Annotated in this window: 14 protein-coding genes, 1 pseudogene and 1 riboswitch; of the genes and pseudogenes, 6 read left to right on the top strand and 9 right to left on the bottom strand. The window is 64.6% G+C overall.

All coding sequences use genetic code 11. The annotated features are described in order from the left end of the window. Positions 1–21 precede the first annotated feature (21 nt). Positions 22–125, bottom strand: a riboswitch (TPP riboswitch). A gap of 233 nt (positions 126–358) precedes the next feature. Both hrpB and ACSJJT_RS10660 read right to left on the bottom strand, forming a co-directional pair. After that, entirely contained in the window at positions 359–2,860 is a 2,502-nt protein-coding gene (gene hrpB / locus ACSJJT_RS10665; RefSeq protein WP_435918252.1) for an ATP-dependent helicase HrpB, read from the bottom strand. After that, a complete protein-coding gene (locus tag ACSJJT_RS10660) occupies positions 2,842–3,489 on the bottom strand; it encodes an NUDIX hydrolase (protein WP_435918251.1) in 648 nt (215 codons plus the stop codon). The genes hrpB and ACSJJT_RS10660 overlap by 19 nt, the downstream gene beginning before the upstream one ends. 126 nt (positions 3,490–3,615) lie before the next feature. Between ACSJJT_RS10660 and ACSJJT_RS10655 the strand changes: the two genes are divergently transcribed. Together ACSJJT_RS10655 and ACSJJT_RS10650 are read left to right on the top strand one after the other, a co-directional pair. After that, positions 3,616–4,968: an NAD(P)/FAD-dependent oxidoreductase gene (locus ACSJJT_RS10655; RefSeq protein ID WP_435918250.1), complete on the top strand. Its 1,353-nt coding sequence runs from the start codon at positions 3,616–3,618 to the stop codon at positions 4,966–4,968. Further along, a complete protein-coding gene (locus ACSJJT_RS10650; RefSeq protein WP_435918249.1) occupies positions 4,965–5,252 on the top strand; it encodes a hypothetical protein in 288 nt (95 codons plus the stop codon). Before ACSJJT_RS10655 ends, ACSJJT_RS10650 begins: the two co-directional genes overlap by 4 nt. A 308-nt stretch (positions 5,253–5,560) precedes the next feature. Here ACSJJT_RS10650 and ACSJJT_RS10645 read toward each other — a convergent pair whose 3' ends face one another. The 6 genes from ACSJJT_RS10645 to ACSJJT_RS10620 form a co-directional block, all read right to left on the bottom strand. Beyond that, positions 5,561–6,508, bottom strand: coding sequence for an endonuclease domain-containing protein (locus tag ACSJJT_RS10645; protein ID WP_435918248.1), 948 nt, complete (start codon positions 6,506–6,508; stop codon positions 5,561–5,563). Positions 6,509–6,860: 352 nt separating this feature from the next. After that, positions 6,861–7,982, bottom strand: coding sequence for a glycosyltransferase (locus ACSJJT_RS10640; protein ID WP_435918247.1), 1,122 nt, complete (start codon positions 7,980–7,982; stop codon positions 6,861–6,863). After that, entirely contained in the window at positions 7,982–9,049 is a 1,068-nt protein-coding gene (gene wecB, locus ACSJJT_RS10635) for a non-hydrolyzing UDP-N-acetylglucosamine 2-epimerase (protein ID WP_435918246.1), read from the bottom strand. Before wecB ends, ACSJJT_RS10640 begins: the two co-directional genes overlap by 1 nt. A 61-nt stretch (positions 9,050–9,110) precedes the next feature. Further along, complete coding sequence (locus ACSJJT_RS10630; protein WP_435918245.1) at positions 9,111–10,355, bottom strand: O-antigen ligase family protein; 1,245 nt, start codon at positions 10,353–10,355, stop codon at positions 9,111–9,113. Beyond that, positions 10,352–11,485 (bottom strand): glycosyltransferase, encoded by a 1,134-nt coding sequence (locus ACSJJT_RS10625; protein ID WP_435918244.1) that lies wholly within the window; start codon positions 11,483–11,485, stop codon positions 10,352–10,354. The genes ACSJJT_RS10630 and ACSJJT_RS10625 overlap by 4 nt, the downstream gene beginning before the upstream one ends. 2 nt (positions 11,486–11,487) lie before the next feature. Continuing rightward, positions 11,488–12,786 (bottom strand): nucleotide sugar dehydrogenase, encoded by a 1,299-nt coding sequence (locus ACSJJT_RS10620; RefSeq protein WP_435918243.1) that lies wholly within the window; start codon positions 12,784–12,786, stop codon positions 11,488–11,490. A 162-nt stretch (positions 12,787–12,948) separates the two neighbouring features. On the opposite strand from ACSJJT_RS10620, the gene ACSJJT_RS10615 reads away from it, so the two are divergent. The 4 genes from ACSJJT_RS10615 to ACSJJT_RS10600 all read left to right on the top strand — a co-directional run bounded on the left by ACSJJT_RS10615 (position 12,949) and on the right by ACSJJT_RS10600 (position 17,354). Then, positions 12,949–13,710: a DeoR/GlpR family DNA-binding transcription regulator gene (locus ACSJJT_RS10615; protein WP_435918242.1), complete on the top strand. Its 762-nt coding sequence runs from the start codon at positions 12,949–12,951 to the stop codon at positions 13,708–13,710. Positions 13,711–14,083: 373 nt separating this feature from the next. Continuing rightward, positions 14,084–15,034 carry a 1-phosphofructokinase family hexose kinase gene (locus ACSJJT_RS10610; RefSeq protein WP_435918241.1) on the top strand — a complete coding sequence of 317 codons (951 nt, stop codon included), beginning with the start codon at positions 14,084–14,086 and terminating at the stop codon, positions 15,032–15,034. A gap of 13 nt (positions 15,035–15,047) precedes the next feature. Next, complete coding sequence (locus ACSJJT_RS10605) at positions 15,048–17,054, top strand: PTS fructose transporter subunit IIABC (protein ID WP_435918240.1); 2,007 nt, start codon at positions 15,048–15,050, stop codon at positions 17,052–17,054. A gap of 42 nt (positions 17,055–17,096) precedes the next feature. After that, the gene (locus tag ACSJJT_RS10600; RefSeq protein WP_435918239.1) at positions 17,097–17,354 is read left to right on the top strand and encodes an HPr family phosphocarrier protein; all 258 of its coding nucleotides are present in this window, start codon (positions 17,097–17,099) and stop codon (positions 17,352–17,354) included. 411 nt (positions 17,355–17,765) lie between these two features. Here ACSJJT_RS10600 and ACSJJT_RS10595 read toward each other — a convergent pair. Then, positions 17,766–18,027: pseudogene (locus ACSJJT_RS10595) on the bottom strand (peptide MFS transporter); the annotation flags it as partial. Positions 18,028–18,063: the final 36 nt, after the last annotated feature.

Raw genomic sequence — 18,063 nt, 5'->3', positions numbered from 1 at the left:
TCATTCGGAAGGGGGCGCACATGCGCGAAGAGCCCGACTCCCTACGCCGGTCCTAACCGGTTCAGGTTCGAGGGTCTGGGCGGTGCCCACTCTCAGCATCCGATGATGCTCCCCTGTCGTCGCCCCCGATCATAGCCACGGGGACGACAAGACCACCACTGCCTGCGATACATGGGGGGTGGACCATCGTGGCCACCGGTCGCACTCCCCCTCAGGAGTCTTCGCTGCCTCACCGCCCTCAGACGATTGTGGCAATCGTGATGCAGATACTCCCCCACGCCATTCCAGGCGGCTCTCCACGACATCGCAAACCACTTCACCACACGCGCCGCGCTCCGGGGCGACCAGGTCAGTCTGCCTACCGAGAACGGTTGGTGTGCTTGGTGGGGACGGCCGTCATGGGATCCTCCGGCCACGGATGTTTGGAGTAGCGTACGCGGTTCTCAGCCCTCACCCCGGGATACACGTTCGCCCAGAAACTCGCCAGGTCGTCGGTAACTGCCAATGGTCGCCGGGCCGGCGACAACAGGTGAAGGACCACCCTCACCTTCCCGTCACAGATCGTCGGGTCATCAGTCCACCCGAAACACTCCTGGAGCTTGACCGCGAGCACCGGGGCGGCGTCACTGTCGGGTTCCGGATAATCGACGCGGATTCGCGACCCGCTGGGGACCGTGATGGTCTCGGGGACAAGCTCGTCGAGACGAGCGGACTCCTGCCACCCCAACAGCCCACGAAGGCCAGAGGTGGCGTCACTCCCGCGCCCGGCCGCCAGGCCATCCAGGTCGAGCCACTCCTCGGCGCGGGACAGCAGGGCCGCGTCGCTGACATCCGGCCAAGGGCCACCGAGAACCCGATGGGCCAGGGCAAGCCGACGCCTCAGGGACTCACCGTTCTTCGTCAGATCCACTGTCCCGAGCCCGCGAGACCTCACTGCTTCCAGCACGGCGCGACGAGCCTCATCACTCCCTGGTTGGACCGGGGTGGATGACAACTCAATGGCACCAAGCCGCGAAACGCGTCGACCGCGAGCCTTGCAACCATCCCAGGTAACCGTCGTCTCGGTCGCAAGCATTGCTGCGCCGGCGTCCAAGGCAGCCGATTCCGTCAGCGGAACCGCAGCCCGGATGAGGGCGCCGCTCGTAGTGCGGGAGGTTCGGGCGACGGCCAACCAGGACTGTCCGAGCAACCCAGGTGAGCAGTTGTGAGGCAGTTCAACTCCGGTGCCACACGCCAGCAGATAGGACGACGACCCCTCTCCCCGACTCCGAGCGATCCACCCCGGGCGAGCCAGCGAGACGACCGTGGCGACGGCGTGATCGTCGGTGATGTGGCTGGCGGGGACGTCGTCGACGAGGCGAGCGAGTCGGTCGGCCTCCCGGCGCCAGACCTTCGCGCCCGGGTGCCGCCCGGTCCGCAGCTGACGCAACTGGGCGACCAGATCGACATCTCTGCCGTCAAGACCGAGCATGGCGACGACCTCAGCGCAGCGACGGGACCCGACGATCGGTGCGCCATCAGTCAGAGCCCTTGCCAGACGCGGGTCGACCGGAACCGTCGCGAGCCGACGGCCTCGCTCGGTGGCCCTTCCCTCAGAGTCAACGGCGCCCAGATCACGAAGCTCCTCCTCGGCCTCGACCACCCGGTCCTGTGGCAATGGGGTTGGTAGAGCCATACCCTCGCCACGAGGGGAGCCCCAGACCGCCAGTGACAACAGAGGTGCCACAAGGTCGGCGTGGTCGATCTCGGGGGCAGGGTCGGCGTCCATACCCGACCAGTCCTGGGAACACAGGCACCGCACCGCGACTCCAGGACCAAGACGAGCAGCACGTCCGGCACGTTGGGTCGCCGATGCTCGGGACTCCCGAACCGTCACGAGCCCCGTCATGCCTCGTCCGCGATCGAGGCGCGGCTCCCGGGACAGACCCGAATCGACGACGAGTCTCACCCCCGGCACCGTCAGGGAAGACTCCGCAACGGCTGTCGAGACGATGACCCGGCGGACATCACCTGGCTCTGACAAGGCATGATCCTGCTCACGCGGCGACATCGACCCTGATAGCCCAACAACCTCGACGTCATCGAGGCGGGAGCGCAGATCCGCGACGACGTGATCGACCTCGCGGGCACCAGGGACAAACACGAGCGCCGAGCCTTCCGTGTGGCGATGAAGTGAGTCGGCGGTCACGGCGCCAAGATGGTCGAGGAATTCGCGACGTACTCCCCGAGATTCCACAGCAGTGCCAGGGGCTGGCGCCCATTCCACCTTGAGTTCGTGCAACGCAGATGCCACTTCGACAACTGGGGCCGGCTCGGCACCGCCGAGAAGGGTCGACCACCCGGAGCTGTCAACGGTCGCCGACATTGCGACGACGGTCAGGTCTTCGCGCAATTGCGCCACCTCATCCACCATCGCGACGACGAGGTCAGCGTCGAGGTGACGCTCGTGAACCTCGTCAAGAATGACGGCGTCGACCCCTGTGAGGTCAGGGTCGCGCATCAGGCGACGCAGCAACACCCCGGTCGTCACGAACTCGACCCTGGTGTCGCGAGTTGTCGTCGACTCCCCGCGAACGGTGTGGGAGGCGAACTCGCCGGGGCGGGTTCGGGTGAGTGTGGACAGTCGGCGTCCGGCGGCTCTGGCTGCCACCCGTCGTGGCTGGGTGACGATGACCCGACCAGATTTCCACGAGGCCACCAGAGGTGGGATGAATGTTGTCTTACCGGTTCCCGGCGGGGCGACGATGACGGCCCTGCCAGTAGCCAGGGCTGTGGTGATCTGGTCGCGCTGGTCCGCAACCGGGAGCCCGGCTCCTATTGCGTCAAGGTCCGGACCCCGCGTCACCGGGTCGTCCCCCACCCCTTGGTCTCCCTCTCGTCCAGGGGATCAGGGGCGGTGGCTTCGGCGATCGTACGGTTCGTCATCGGTTCCTCCGGGGCGTCCTCCAGTGACCAATCCGTCGCCGGAACAGGAATCCAGGAATCGGCCACCCTCTCGACAATCATCGTCATGATCATGACGGCATCGGGCTCGGCGCTCGGGAGCGCGGCAAACTCGTCAGGGCTAACCCACTGAAGCTCCAGAGACTCGCCAGGACGCGGTTTCTCCGCCGGATCACCATCGGCAACCATCGCCATGACGATGTCGGAGTGGAAGTGCCCTGGGAAAGGGCTGTGGGTGTTGAGAAGCACCGGCGTCGGGTGAATGAGGTCATGGACCCCGTCAGGAAGCCGATTCCAGGGCTGCAGGACGCTCAACTGGTCGATGTGGTAGCCAGCTTCCTCATGGAGCTCGTGAACAAGGGCCTGCCAAGGGTTCTCGGTGTGCTCAACGTGTCCGCCCGGCTGAATCCACAAATTCATCTTGCGGTGTTTGTGCACAAGGGCTTTCCACCGCCAGCCACGTGGGCTGTCGAACGGAAACCTCCTCAAGATCCACGCACTGATCGTGACGTCATGTCCATGTGGCTGGGTATGGAGATGTGGCATGGTCCAAGCCTGTCACGCTGCATGCTGAGGCGCCCGGCCCCGCCCTACCCATGAGACTCACGTTTTTGCGAAATACAGCACATTTTTGGGACAATCCGCGTGTACCACCACCATTCGGAGGATCAGATGGACATTAATACCCTGTTCTCGGACACTGGCCTGCCGGGCCTGGGTCGCAAACCGGTCCTGACGGGCTCCAAGCCTCGAGTCGTGATCGTTGGTGCTGGTTTCGGTGGCATGGCGGCCGCCGAGAAGACTGCCGAGGCAGGGTGCGACGTCACGCTCATCGACCGCAATCCCTACACCACCTTCCAGCCCCTGCTGTACCAGGTCGCCACCGGTGGCCTGAACCCAGGTGACGTCACCTACCGCCTACGTTCCTTCGCCGCCCAGAACGGTCCTCGCACCCACTTCCGTCGTGCCTCTGTGACCGACGTTGACACCGAGAACCGCGTCGTCAACGTCGACAACGGCGACCCGATCTCGTACGACTACCTCATCTTGTCCCAGGGCGTCGGAGCCAACTTCTTCAGTACCCCTGGTGCCGCAGAGCACTCGTACACCATCTACACCCGCGCATCTTCGCTGCGCGCACGCGACGCCATCTTCACCTACCTCGAGGACCTCGACACCCAACGTGACAAGACCTTTGACGTTGTCATCGTTGGTGGTGGCCCAACCGGTGTCGAGATGGCCGGCACCCTGGCCGAGATGAAGTCGATCGGCATCCCTGCAATCTTCCCCGACGTGTCCACCGACCGCGTCCACGTCACCCTCGTCGAGATGGCTGACCACCTCCTCATGCCCTTCGACCCGACTCTGCGCCACTACACCCGCCGCCAGCTGCAGAAGCGCGGCGTGGACGTGCGCACCAAGACCGCCATCGCCGAGGTGCGCAAGGATTCGGTGCTCCTCAAGGACGGCCAGACGCTTCCTGCGGACATGGTCATCTGGGCAGCGGGTGTCGGCGCCCACACGTCCGTTGCCGACTGGGGGTTCGAGCAGGGTCGCGGCGGCCGTATCGCCACCGATGGAACCCTCCGCGTCAACGGTCACGATCGCATCTTCGCTGTCGGCGACGGTGCCATCAACACCGAGGACCCCAAGCCTCAGCTGGCTCAGCCCGCCATCCAGGGCGGCGAGTGCGTCGCCCGTCAGATCGTCCACCTCGAGCTCGGTGAGCCGCTGGAGAAGTTTGAGTACCAGGACAAGGGCACCATGGCAACGATCGGTCGTAACTCGGCCGTCGTCCAGCTGTCCGAGAAGCTGAAGTTCACCGGAATTGGCGCATGGCTGGCCTGGGTGACGGTACACATTTACACCCTGTTGGGCGGTCGTAACCGTCTGCAGGCCATGATCAACCTCGGCGCTCGGTACATCGCGTTTCATCGCGAAGCCGGAGCCATCGTCGGCGATGTCCTCACCGAGGAAGGTGAGGAAGACACGAAGGGCGCCAATTCCATCGACAAGGAGAAGTGATGCACATGAGCACGACCGAGATCAACCCTGCCGAGATCGACAAGGGGACCTTGCTTGCCGTCACGGTGGCTGCGGTCGCCGTCGTCGGGATCGCGCTGGTGGCAGCGCGCAAGGCGCCCAAGGACAAGAAGGCGGGATCCCACGACCCGTCCTTGTCCGAGCGCCTGTCCGAGGGCAAGCCAGCCGACGGACGGAGGGCTCGCCGTCGTCATGACGGCCATGCCACCCCGATGGATGGCGCCGGGCGTGTTCCGACAGCCCCGGCTTTCTACACCTACAAGTGACGATTCGCTGACGGTCAGGGTGACGCGAAAGCGTGCCCGACCGTTTTCGTGAGCCCGGCAAGTCTGAGTCCCCCATCCCGTGCCTCGGGCCACGGGATGACCGCTGCCCTCCTATGGCAATGAGGTTTCTGACGGTCGGTGGTGCAGCGTCACGTTGCAGATGAGTTCAGCGACACCCCGTTTTCCACAGCAGAACAATGCGAAGGTCAGGCTGGGCTGGGGCGCATGGGGTCGGTGAATGGGCCAAATCACGACCCGCCAGGGGATGGTTGCCCTGCGTCGTCGCCACGAGGTTCGATCCACGAGCCTCAGGCTGGCGCGACACCGCCCATGATCTGGCGCAGGACGGATTCGCTGAACATGGTTCTTGGCCGATGCCGGCGATGCAGGTGAAAGGCGAGCCAGTCCAGGACGAATCTCGGGTTCTTGCGGAACATCGTCGGGGTGACGTGGAGCACCTTCCAGCCATGACGGTCCAGATGAGCCGACCTCATCATCGTCTCCTCATAGCTCTCGGCGGTGCCGTGAACAGATCGGCCATCAATCTCCAGGGCGACCTTCTCAGCCTCGAAGGCTTGGTCCAGGTAGTAATGGCGATCTCCCACCCGAACCTTGTGGTTAGGCTTGTGGCCGGTGATCCCGGTGGCGCGAAGCACCCTGCTCATCTCCAGTTCCGGGATCGACCACGCGGCCAGGAGGATGTCAGCCACCGCGGAATCAACGTCGGCCTTTGGGTACCGCCCGGTCAGGCTCTTGCGTGCCTGACGGCAGGATTCAGGAGTAACGAGGCGTTGCCGCAGCGCCTCGCAGACCCACTCCCACTCCCCTTGAATGGCGAGGACAAGGACCGATACCTCGGCGGCGGCAATCCGAACCTGCTCCCGCTCAGTCACGAACTGGTGCGGAACGTGCCAACGACGCACCCGAATGCCCGGGCGGACCAACCGCCGTGTCGAGGAAAAGGCCTCGACCTCATTGATGGTTCGCAAATCCATGGGCCTGTTGGCGCCAGGAGCCGTCATCCCGAGCAGCAGGAGGGCGGCCTTCCCGACGATCACGACGTCGCGGTGCCACAACAGCAGCGCGCGAAGGATGGTCCTGGGGTCTCTGGCAAGCGCTGTCGCGGCAATCACTCCTGGCAGGATGCGGACCGCGTCTCCTCGTGCCACCGCCCGGTCGGCCTGCCCACGGATGTAGCTGTGACGGTGGATGCGGGCAACGCCGCGGCGGTCGAGTCGTTCTTGTAGGTTCCTCACATCCCAATTTGTCGGCGAGACCCGCCATTTCCGCCAGGCAATGTCGATTCTGTGGACAACTGTGGTTGAGGTAGCCGAAGCTCCTGTGGAAAACCGTCTTCTTAACCCGATCCTCGCTACGAGGGATGGCTCACCGCATGTTCATCACCCCAATTACCACAGCAGCTGTGAGTGCGGGCGCGCTGGAGCAGAGTGGGTGGGGAAAGATGAGGGTGGGGAAGGGTTGGGGTGGCCTGGATCAGCGCCGGGCAACCTTGACCCTGGCCGGAATGAGTCGATACTGCGGTGAACGGGAACAAGTGCTGAACCGAGGCAGAAAGGACGACGGGTACCGTGCCCTGGCTCCGAAGGATCACCCCTTGAGCAGGCGAGAAACCAGCCCCGTCAGCGCCTCGGCCTGAGACTCGAAGTTCAGTCCCGCCTCAACAGCCCGGCGACCGGCCCGACCCATCTCGCGACAACGCTGCGGATCTGCGAGCAGCACGCAGACGGCATCAGCGGTCGCAGCGGCATCGTCGGTGTCGACGAAAATGCCGGCACCATAGCCGTCGAACATCTCCCGCCATGCCGGGAAATCGGATGCCACGAACGGTATTTGGGAGGCCATGTACTCGAACAGCTTCGTTGGCAGGGATGCGACGTAGTTCGGCAACGGTTTGAGGAACACCAACCCCACCTGTCCGCTGGCCAACACCTTCGGCACCTCGGTTGGGCCAATCAACCCCAGATGCTCGACGAAGCCCTCGGCGACGGCGTCATCGACAACCTTCTGACAGCGCGGCAGGACCCGCCCCGCCAGCATGAGATGGGCCTCCGGTACCTTCTGACGGACCCTGCGCGTCACCTCGATCATGAAGGAGAGCTTGCGCTCCTCCGACAGATCTCCGACGTACACCATGCGTCCCGGCACTGGGGCAGGCATCACGTCGTAATTGCGCAGCCACGGGTAGTTCCGCACCACTGTCACCGGGGAGTGGTGAAATCTCTCCCCCACCGTCGGGGTCGCGGCAACGACGGCATCAGCCCCACGGTCGGCCAGCCCCACGAGACCACGAGCAGCCAACCGAGCCAGTGGCCGCGTCACCTTGCCCAGATAAGGCTTCGTGTCGACCTGGCCGATGAGGTCCTCGTGGGCGTCGTGAATGACCTTGCAGCGGTGACGGCGCCCCCACAGCAGTGCCAACGGGATGAGCTCGGGATCGTGAATGTGCAGCACCTCGGGCTGAAGGGTCTGCAGGTGACGCCACGCCTCCCGCTGGCTGACGACCAGCCGACGGACTCGCCCTTCCTCGCGGTGCAAAGCGACGACTGGAATACCCTGGTCGACCCCGTCGTGCTCGGCGGAGATGACAAGGTGATAGTCGTGGCCGGCCCCGACCATGGCTCGCGCCTCCTTGTTGAAGACCCGGTTGTCGTGGCCGTGGTGCACCGTCGACAGGGACACCACCCTGCCGATGTGAGGGGAATCGGTCATCAGTTCCTCTTGCCGGCCGTGAGCAGCACCGTGGCGACGTTGACGGCAGCCTTACCGTCGCCGAACGGGTGCCCCGGATCGCCCGCGGGATGCTGACGGACGGCGTGCTCGGCGAGATGCTCGGCGTCGGGATCAAGCACGTTCCAGCCGTTCTCGACGGTCTCCACCCACTCGGTCTCGGTACGCACCGTCGTGCAGATGGTGCCGAGCAGGAAGGCCTCCTTCTGTAGACCGCCGGAATCGGTGATGACGCCGGCGGCATTGGTGACGGCGTTGACCATGTCGGGATAGGCCAACGGGTCGATGGTGGTGAGGTTGCCGCGAGCGATGGTGACGCCGTCGGCCTCGGCGCGGGCACGCAGACGCGGATGCACCGGCAGGATGACCTTACGATCCACGTTGCCGAGAGCGTCGAGGATGTGGGTCAGGCGCTGCGGATCATCGGTGTTGTCGGCACGATGGATTGTCGCCATGACGTACTCCTCGCCATCCTTCACACCGGGCACCGGGCGCGGGTTCGCGAGGACGGAGTCGCGCACCTGCAGGCAGACATCGGTCATGACGTCACCGACGAGCACGGAGCGGGCAGCCAGTCCCTCGTCGGCCAGATGCCCCATGGCAACCTCGGTCGGTGCCAGGCAGAGGTCAGCGGCGTGGTCGGTGAGAACGCGGTTGTGCTCCTCAGGCATGCGGCGGTTGAAGGAACGCAGGCCAGCCTCGAGGTGGGCCACCGGCAGGTGCATCTTGACCGCCGATAGGGTGCCGGCAATGGTCGAGTTGGTGTCACCGTAGACGAGCACCCAGTCCGGGTTCATGTCCTCCAGCACCGGGTCGAGCTGCTCGAGCATGCGGCCGGTCATGACGCCGTGGGAGCCGCCGCCGACGCCCAGATGCAAGTCAGGGTTCGGGATGCCGAGCTCGACGAAGAAGGAGTCGGACATGTTGACGTCGTAGTGCTGACCGGTGTGGATGATCTTGTGATCGATCCCCTCAGTCGCGAAGGCTTTGGCCACCGGAGCCAACTTCACGAACTGGGGACGAGCCCCGACGATGCTTACGACGCGCATTGATGCACCTTCCTGCCCACGTACCGTACGTCAGCCCACCCTATCGTCCAGCGCCGCCAACTCACGCCTCCTCGCGGGCAGCACGTCTCGGCACCACCGCGTCCCGGGATCCGATCATGGTGTCGAGCAGGACGAGTACGGCCATCCACAGGGCAACAACGTTCGGCCCGACGAAAACGCTGTTGGCCATCATGAGCGCGGGGACCGCGAACATCATCGCGATGTACAGCCTGGCGATCTGGCGGATTCGTCCCGAATGATGCGCACATCGCTGGAACGCCCCGACGATCCCCCACACCCATGCCACGACGAGTACAGCAGCGACGAGAACACCGTAGTCGGAGGCCACATGGATGAGTCCGTTGTGGGGATTGGTCTTGTGGTGCAGGGAATACACCGCAAAGTGACGCGACAGATGGGCGAACCCACCGGGTCCGACCCCGACCAACGGGTGCGTCGCGATGAGGTGCAGACCGAAGCCGAGCAGGGACAGTCTGACCGGCCAGGAGCGTGAGCCGAGATTGGCATGGTGCACCAGCACGGCGACGACATCATTCCACGTCGAGACCAGCGTCGCCCGTCCTGGCCCAAAGGCAACAACGACGACTGCCACCGCTGCCGCACCAACGGCAAACCGACCGAATCTCCACGTCAGAGCTGCTCCGACGGCCATCAGCACCGCACCCATGAGACACAGCTTCGACCCCGTCAGCCATAGCAGGTAGAAGCCTGCCACGGCCACAACGGCGTGGCACCAACGCCGCCAACCGCCCTTGACGACGGCGTGCCAGACGATGAGTCCCAGCCCCAGCACGAGGAACAGGGCGTAGTAGTTCGGGTTCGGAAAGAAAGTTCCCGGCAACGGGTACACGAGAGGACGACCCCGCCACAGACCGTTGATGAACTGCGGCAGGTGGCGCGTCGTGCGGTGTTCCCACAGCGCGATCGGCAGGCTGATGAGGATGGCGACTTCCCACCCCAGAGCCAGGTCGTCCAGGGCTTCGTCACTCCTCACCCTGGACAGGGCCCACACCAGCACCAGCCCGATGACGAGGTTGGCGAGGTCACCCCAGGCCGGTGTCCAGGACACCATGAGTCCGGACACCACGGCGATGACCACCCAGGCGGCCCCGAAGATGACCAACGGCCATTGCCGCGACCACGACGTCCCCTCGATCAACGCCACCACGGCCAGGACGGCCACGACTGCCCGGAAGGACGTCAAGGACCCCACCGCCGCGTAGGCGCCGAAAAGCACCGTCAACGGCAGCAGGGCCACCAGGACACGGGTGAGGGTCCGGGTCATGCCTCAACGATCTGGGAGTCCTGACGCTTGAGGGCGCGCTCCTCGACCGCGACGAGGGCGTTGACGTCAGCCTCGAAGTTGAACTCCTCGGCAATGGCGCGCCGACCGTTCTCACCGAGACGCTTGCAGCGCTCAGGATCGGCCAGCAGCTCCTTGGCAGCCTCGGCCGCGGCCTTGGCGTCCTTCGAGGTGTCGACGAAGACTCCGCAGTCCCACTTCTCGAGCATGTTCACCAGGAACGGCAGGTCGGTCGAGATGAACGGGATTCCAGCCGCCATGTACTCGAAGAGCTTGGTGGGCAGCGAGTTGACGTAATTGGGCAGCGGCTCGAGGAAAACCAGGCCGACGACCGAGGACCCGAGCAGACCGGGCACCTCATCAACCGGGATGGATCCGCGGTAGTCAACGCGCGGATGCCTGTCAAGCTGGTCGAACAGATGAGCGACCTCGGGGTCCTGCTTGCCGGCGATGACGAGACGGGCGTCACCGTCCATCAGGTCCATCATGTCGAACATCTTGTCGGTCTGACGTCCCTTGGACAGCATGCCGACGTAGACGATTTGGCCTGGGGTCTTCTCCCCCTCCACCGTGGTGTCGAAGCTCGACAGCAGCGGATAGTTGTGGACCAGCTTCTGGTTGCGGTGACCGAAGTCCTCGGCGACCCCATCGGTCACCGCGACCACACCGTCGAACCACTTGTCAGCCGTGGTGACGAGGGTCTTGGCGACCGCTCGGGCAACCGGCTTGACCTTCGGCGACATGTACTCCTTGCCGTCGATCTGGGCGACGAGATCCTCGTGGGCGTCGAAGACTGCTGCCCGCCCGCGCAGCTTCTTCCACGCCAGTACCAGCGGGATGAGCTCGGGGTCGTGGATGTGGACGAGATCAGGGTTCACCCGGTCGAGGGCCTTCCACACCTTGGCCTGACGGCGGGTCAGACGGTCGATGCGGTTGGTGGCCTTGCCGATTCCCACCACATGCACCCCGTCAACGATCTCGTCACCGTCCTGGGCACCGATGAACCACACATCGGCGCCACGCTTGGCCAGGCTGGCGCATTCCTTGCGGAAGATGCGCCCGTCGCGTGGGTTGTGAACGGTCGAGACGTGACACACGCGGGCAAGGGACATACTCAGGCCTCCCCGTCACCAACGACGATGACCTTGACGCCGTCCCACCTGGCCGGGTCGACGACGTGACGACCGTCAACGAGGACCTTGACGCCGGGCAGATCGGCGGGTGTCAGCTCGGCGTACTCGGGGTGGTCGGCCTGCAGCAGGACTCCGTCGACGGGCTCACCGACGTGGTATGCCTTGAAACCAAACTTGCCGAGCTCGTCGTCGGTGAACATCGGGTCGTGGACGCTGACGTCAGCGCCGGCCTTGGCCAGGATCTCGACCGTTGGGAAGACGCCAGAGAAGGCAGTCTCCTTGACCTTGCCGCGGTAGGAAGCGCCGAGAACGACGACCTTCTTGCCGGACAGATCACCCAGCACCGAGGCAACCTGGTCGACACAGTACTGCGGCATCGTCATGTTGGCCTCGCGGGCGGTGCGCACGATGGTGGCTTCCGGGTCGGTCCACAGGTAGAGGCGCGGATAGACCGGGATGCAGTGGCCACCGACGGCGATACCGGGGCGGTGGATGTGAGAGTAGGGCTGCGAGTTGCAGGCGTCGATGACCTTGTAGACGTCAATGCCATTGGCGGCGGCGTACTTGCCGAACTGGTTGGCCAGGCCGATGTTGACATCGCGGTAGGTGGTCTCGGCGAGCTTGGCCATCTCGGCGGCCTCGGCGGTACCCATGTCCCAGACACCGTTGACGCGCGGCAGATCGTCACGGTCATCAAAGTCGAGAACCTGCTGGTAGAACTCCATGCCCTTGGCGGTGCCCTCGTCGTTCAGGCCACCGACGAGTTTCGGGTAGCGACGCAGGTCGGCGAAGACACGACCGGTGAGGACGCGCTCCGGGGAGAAGACGAGGTGGAAGTCCTTGCCCTCGGTCAGACCGGAGATCTCCTCGATCATCGGCTTCCAGCGGTTGCGGGTGGTACCGACCGGCAGGGTGGTCTCGTAGGAGATCAGGGTGTCCGGAGTGAGGTGGGCGGCCAGCGACTTGGTGGCGGCCTCCATCCAACCGAAGTCCGGCTCCCAGGTCTCGTCGTTGACGAACAGCGGGACGACGATGACGATCGCATCGGCGTCCGGAATCGCCTTGGAGTAATCCGTGGTGGCGGTGAGCTTGCCTGCCGGGACGAGCTTCTTCAGCTTCTCGTCGAGGTAGGCCTCACCGGGGAAGGGCTCGTTGCCCTTGTTGATCTCGTCCACGACGCGCTGCTGCACGTCGACGCCGATGACGTCGTGACCTTTCTCGGCGAACTGCACGGCCAGGGGAAGCCCGATCTTGCCCATGGCGACGACGGCAATTTTCATTCCTGAACTCCTTGGGATTCGCGGATACCCCGTCAGTCTATCCGGGAGGACCACCACAATGAGTTCGTGTTATGCTCCCACCATCACAGTCTTGCCCATGTCATGCGTCTGACTAGGAGTTTCATCCTGTTTGCGCTGGGTGGTTTTCATTGAGGAGGGCCGGTGTATCCCGCCGAGAGACACAAGTGGCTCATCGACACCGCCCGTGAGACCGGTCGAGTGTCGGTGTCCGATGCGTCGACCGCCCTGGGGGTTGTCCCGGAGACCATTCGGCGAGACCTCGATCAGCTGTGCAGCCAGAAGATGCTGAGACGCGTCCATGGTGGCGCCATCCCGATCGAGTTCGACCTGCTGGGAGATCAACCTCTCGACACCCGCGATTCCTCCGCAGTGAGCCAGAAGGAGCAAATCGCCAGGGCTGCGTTGTCCCACCTACCAGCAGACACGGGGTCGATCATCCTCGACGCTGGATCGACGACCGGTCGGCTCGCCGCAATCGTGCCCCCCACGAGGCGCGTCAGCGTGTTCACGAACTCATCGCCGATCGCCAGTACCATGGCCACCCACAGCGCCTGCGACGTGCACCTCCTGGGAGGGCGACTACGCCCGACCACTCAGGCGACCGTCGGAAATGTCGATGCCATTTCACGGCTGCGCGTCGACGTCGCCTTCATGGGTACCAACGGCATCTCTGCCGAACATGGCCTCTCCACCCCCGACGCCGACGAGGTCGCGACAAAGGCGGCGATGATCGCAAGCGCCCATCACGTCGTCGTGTTGGCCGACTCGCGAAAGATGGGGGCGGAGTCGACGATGAGGTTCGCGGAGCTGGGTGACGTGGACGTCATCATCACCGACTCCGGGGTGACCTCACACCAGGTCGAGATGCTGCAGAAGTCCGGCGTCGAGATCGTCATCGCCTGAGGTCGTCCACCACCGAGCGCGTTCTTCGTCACACGCCATCGCGCATCCGCCACGAGGTCACCCGTCCGTCGGCCCGCCGTGACACGTACACCCCCACCATGTGTGGTATTTCGGTTGCTGACACCGACTCCTGCAACTACAGGTGGCAGACAACCCCATTCACAACCGCGATCACCACACGGCGGACTGTATCGAGACGAGCCCGGCGGGCATCGACCACGAGGTAGCGCAGTGCGCATCCAACATTTACAACACAAAATATCTGTTTTGTTGTTGCTTTCCGTGTGTTTTTGGTTTAGAGTGTCACACATCCCAACATTGAAAGGCCTCTCACATCCGCGGGACCGTTGGGAGAAGCGACGAAGGAGTCCACGTGATCGTCACAGTCACGCTCAACCCGAGCATCGACCGCACTGCATCCCTACCTGGGCCGCTGCAGCGCGGCCAGGTGAACCGACTCGGTAATTCCACTGAGGTTGCCGCTGGCAAGGGCGTCAACATCTCCCGAGTCCTCTGCGGCGCTGGAGTCGACACCTGCGCCGTCGTTCCGGCGAGAACCAAGGACCAGCTGGTCACCGGCCTCGCCGACGACAAGATCCCACACGTTGCCGTCCCGATCTCAGCGTCGGCGAGGGTCAACCTCACCATCACCGAACCCGACGGCACCACAACCAAGATCAACCAACCCGGAGCCGCACTCACACCCGACGAACTGACCGCCGTCGAGGAGGTCATCCTCGAGACGTCAACCGACGCCGAATGGATCGTCCTGTCCGGGTCGCTACCCCCGGGTGTCCCCTCGAAGTGGTACGCCACCACGACCCGCCGTCTGCACGAAACCGGGGTCAAGGTCGCGGTCGACACCTCTGACGAGCCCCTGCAGGAGCTGTCCCGAGAACTCCCCGAATCAGCTCCCGACCTCGTCAAGCCCAATTCCGTCGAGCTCGGTCAGCTCTGCGGGATCGACGGCCACTGTCTGGAAGCCGCTGCCGAACAGGGCCATTTCGACGACGTCGTCGCTGCCGCCCGACGTCTGCACGGCATCGGCGAGGTGCTGGTCACCCTCGGAGGAGCGGGGGCCCTGCTGGTCACCGAGACCGATGCCTGGCACGCCTGGCCCGACCCGGTCGAGGTGAAATCGACCGTTGGCGCCGGTGACTCCTCCCTGGCCGGATACCTGCTGGCCCATACCCGCGGTGACCAGCCCGAGAACTGCCTGCGCACCGCCGTCGCCTGGGGCACGGCCGCCGCAGCCCTCCCAGGATCAACCATGCCGACCCCTTCCCAGGCCGACGCCATCCACGTCAGTTTTACCCACCTGTGAGATCGGAGAACCGATGAACGCCCCTCTCATCACCCCAGAACTGGTGTCGCTCGACGCCGATCTGGGCTCGACCAAGACCGAAGTCATCACCTCGGTCGCCGGAATCATCGCCCGGGCCGGACGCGCGGATGCCGAAGGCCTGACCCACGACGCCCTGGAGCGGGAGTCCAAGAGCCCGACCGGCATGCCCGGCGGATTCGCGATCCCCCACTGCCGCTCCGCAGCAGTGTCCCAGCCCTCACTCGGCTTCGCCCGCCTGTCCCCCGGGGTTGACTTCAACGGACCTGACGGGCCCGCTGACCTCGTCTTCATGATCGCCGCATCCGAGAACGGTGGCGCCGACCACATGAAGCTCCTCACGAAGCTGGCCCGCGCCCTCGTCAAGCCCGAGTTCGTCAAGCAGCTGCGTCAAGCTCCCGACGCCCAGACGGTCGTCGACCTCATCGGCGGAGTCGTCGACCCTCAGGAGGACGCACCTGCATCAGCAACCGCCACCGCAGCCGGGACCGACCTGACAGCCCCCGAGCAGACGCCCACCAGCCACATCGTCGCCATCACGGCTTGCCCAACCGGCATCGCCCACACCTACATGGCCGCCGACTACCTCACGGCTGCCGGTAAGAAAATGGGCGTTGACGTCAAGGTCGAGCCCCAGGGTTCCACCACCACCGAGCCTCTCAGCTCGTCCGACATCGAGGCCGCTGACGCCGTCATCTTCGCCACTGACGTCGGCGTCAAAGGTCGGGAACGCTTCGCCGGCAAGCCGGTCATCGAGTCCGGGGTCAAGCGCGCCGTCAACGAGCCCGAGAAGATGGTCGCCGAGGCCGTCGCGGCAGCCAAGGATCCCCACGCCCATCGCGTTCCCGCGAGCCACGGGGAACGCCAGGAGTCCGAGCAGACTGGTTCCCAGATTGGCTGGGGCAAGCGCATCCAGCAAGCCCTCATGACCGGTGTGTCCTACATGATTCCGTTCGTCGCGGCAGGTGGTCTGCTCATCGCCCTGGGATTCCTCTTCGGCGGATATGAGATCGCCACGGACGGCATGGACATCGCCCTCAACAACACCTTCAACAATCTTCCGGCACCCACGGCCCATGCCTTGGGTGGATCGGCCGCCATGACCTACATCGGCGCGGTTCTCTTTGCCGTCGGCCAAGCGGCTTTCGGCTTCCTGCTTCCCGCGCTGGCCGGCTACATCGGTTTCGGTATGGCTGATCGCCCCGGCATCGCCCCTGGGTTCGTGGCTGGTGCCATCGCCGGGGTCACCGGGGCCGGGTTCATCGGCGCCATCATCGGCGGTCTGCTGGGCGGCCTGGTCGCCTACTGGTTCACCCGCCTCAACCCGCCGCGCTGGCTGCGTGGCCTCATGCCGGTCGTCATCATCCCGCTCGTCGGATCCCTCATTGCCGGTGGCCTCATGTACGTGGTTCTCGGTCGGCCTCTGGCCGCCCTCACCAACGCCCTCAACAACTGGCTGGGTGGTATGAACGGGGCCTCGGCGGTCATCCTCGGAATCATTCTGGGCCTCATGATGTGCTCCGACCTCGGTGGTCCCATCAACAAGGCTGCCTACCTTTTCGCCACGACCAACCTCGCCGTCTCCAACGTCGGGTCTCTCAAGGTGATGGCCGCCGTCATGGCAGCAGGAATGGTCCCGCCCCTCGCGATGGCCCTGTCGACGACCCTGCGCCCGAAGCTCTACCAGCCGGCCGAGCGGGAGAACGGTACCGCTGCCTGGTTGCTGGGTGCCTCGTTCATCTCCGAAGGTGCCATCCCCTTCGCAGCCGCTGATCCACTGCGCGTCATCCCCTCGATGATGGTCGGCGGAGCTGTCACCGGCGCCCTGTCGATGGCTCTGGGCGCGGCCTCCAAGGCCCCCCATGGCGGAATCTTCGTCTTTTTCGCCATTGACCGGGTCTGGGCCTTCATTCTGGCCATTGTCGTCGGTACCGTCGTGGCAGCCTTGCTCGTGACCATCCTCAAGGCATCGGCCAAGCGCAAGGCCGAGGCCACCGCCTGAAATCTCCACACCACAACACACAATCCCGAAAGGAACACCATCATGGCCAGCAGAATCGTCAAGGTCGGATCCTCCGTCGGACTCCACGCCCGTCCCGCCGCCGTCATCTCACAGGAGGCTGCCAAGCTCGGCTCCACCGTCACCCTGGCCGCTGAGGAAGGAGAGCCGATCGACGCCAAGTCCGTGCTGGGCATCATGACCCTCGGCGCTGGCGCTGGCGATTCCGTCACGGTCGCCGGTGACAACGAGGATGATGTCAACACCATCGCTGATCTCATCGAGTCCGACCTCGACGCCTGATCCCGCTCCATACACGACGAGGGCCGTTGTCGCGATGACAGCGGCCCTCTCCACGTCCGCGTGGATGCGAACGTCGTCGGAACGTCGACCGACCGGTCCTTACCACCTCCCGTCTGGCTTTCGGACTGGACCAAGACGCTGGACGTTGGTGGAAAATCGGTTCCTGATCCCATCGGCTGCCACCTGGGATGGCACCAGGAGCTGTCAGCAACCCGATCGCCACACACGATGGAGGCACCTTGGCCAAGGCATGTCAGGCTGGGTGCCTCTGATACACAACCCAGTCGACTCGCCCCCGGCCTCCTCAGACACCTGCTCAACGTCCCCCATCTTCGCATCTTCGACTGGGTCCATGGCGAAGAGCACGATCGTCACCGCAGCCAGACCCTGACCGCAAGCCGCTGCCAGCAACCACACGCTCAACAAACCGGCGAGGATGAGCACGGTGGCTGGGTTGATCACCTGGGCTCGGGCTTGAGAAGGGCGGAACCTGCGATGTGGCCGTCGGTACTGTCCTTGGCGACGGGGCCATCTTTCCGGCCACCTGCTCGAAGAGCATGATGAAGAGCACCTGGCCCACCCACAGCGGGAGGAAGGACCACAGGTGACCACGCTCCCGGTCGGTGACCTTCGGGGAGCGGAACATCGTCAGGAAGTATCCCAGAGCCGTCACAAATGTGAGCTGACAACGGGTTCAGGCTAGTACCCA

Origin of the sequence: Cutibacterium nasicola (genome assembly GCF_051303185.1) — a bacterium.
Taxonomy (GTDB): domain Bacteria; phylum Actinomycetota; class Actinomycetes; order Propionibacteriales; family Propionibacteriaceae; genus Cutibacterium.
The sequence above is the reverse complement of the archived record's forward strand: the minus strand, read 5'-3'. Positions and strand labels throughout refer to the sequence as shown.

Excerpts from the sequence above, each read along its gene's own strand:
- ACSJJT_RS10660 (WP_435918251.1), bottom strand. The coding sequence starts at position 3,489 with ATGCCACATCTCCATACCCAGCCACATGGACATGACGTCACGATCAGT.
- ACSJJT_RS10655 (WP_435918250.1), top strand. The coding sequence starts at position 3,616 with ATGGACATTAATACCCTGTTCTCGGACACTGGCCTGCCGGGCCTGGGT.
- ACSJJT_RS10640 (WP_435918247.1), bottom strand. The coding sequence starts at position 7,982 with ATGACCGATTCCCCTCACATCGGCAGGGTGGTGTCCCTGTCGACGGTG.
- wecB (WP_435918246.1), bottom strand. The coding sequence starts at position 9,049 with ATGCGCGTCGTAAGCATCGTCGGGGCTCGTCCCCAGTTCGTGAAGTTG.
- ACSJJT_RS10630 (WP_435918245.1), bottom strand. The coding sequence starts at position 10,355 with ATGACCCGGACCCTCACCCGTGTCCTGGTGGCCCTGCTGCCGTTGACG.
- ACSJJT_RS10625 (WP_435918244.1), bottom strand. The coding sequence starts at position 11,485 with ATGTCCCTTGCCCGCGTGTGTCACGTCTCGACCGTTCACAACCCACGC.
- ACSJJT_RS10620 (WP_435918243.1), bottom strand. The coding sequence starts at position 12,786 with ATGAAAATTGCCGTCGTCGCCATGGGCAAGATCGGGCTTCCCCTGGCC.
- ACSJJT_RS10605 (WP_435918240.1), top strand. The coding sequence starts at position 15,048 with ATGAACGCCCCTCTCATCACCCCAGAACTGGTGTCGCTCGACGCCGAT.
- ACSJJT_RS10600 (WP_435918239.1), top strand. The coding sequence starts at position 17,097 with ATGGCCAGCAGAATCGTCAAGGTCGGATCCTCCGTCGGACTCCACGCC.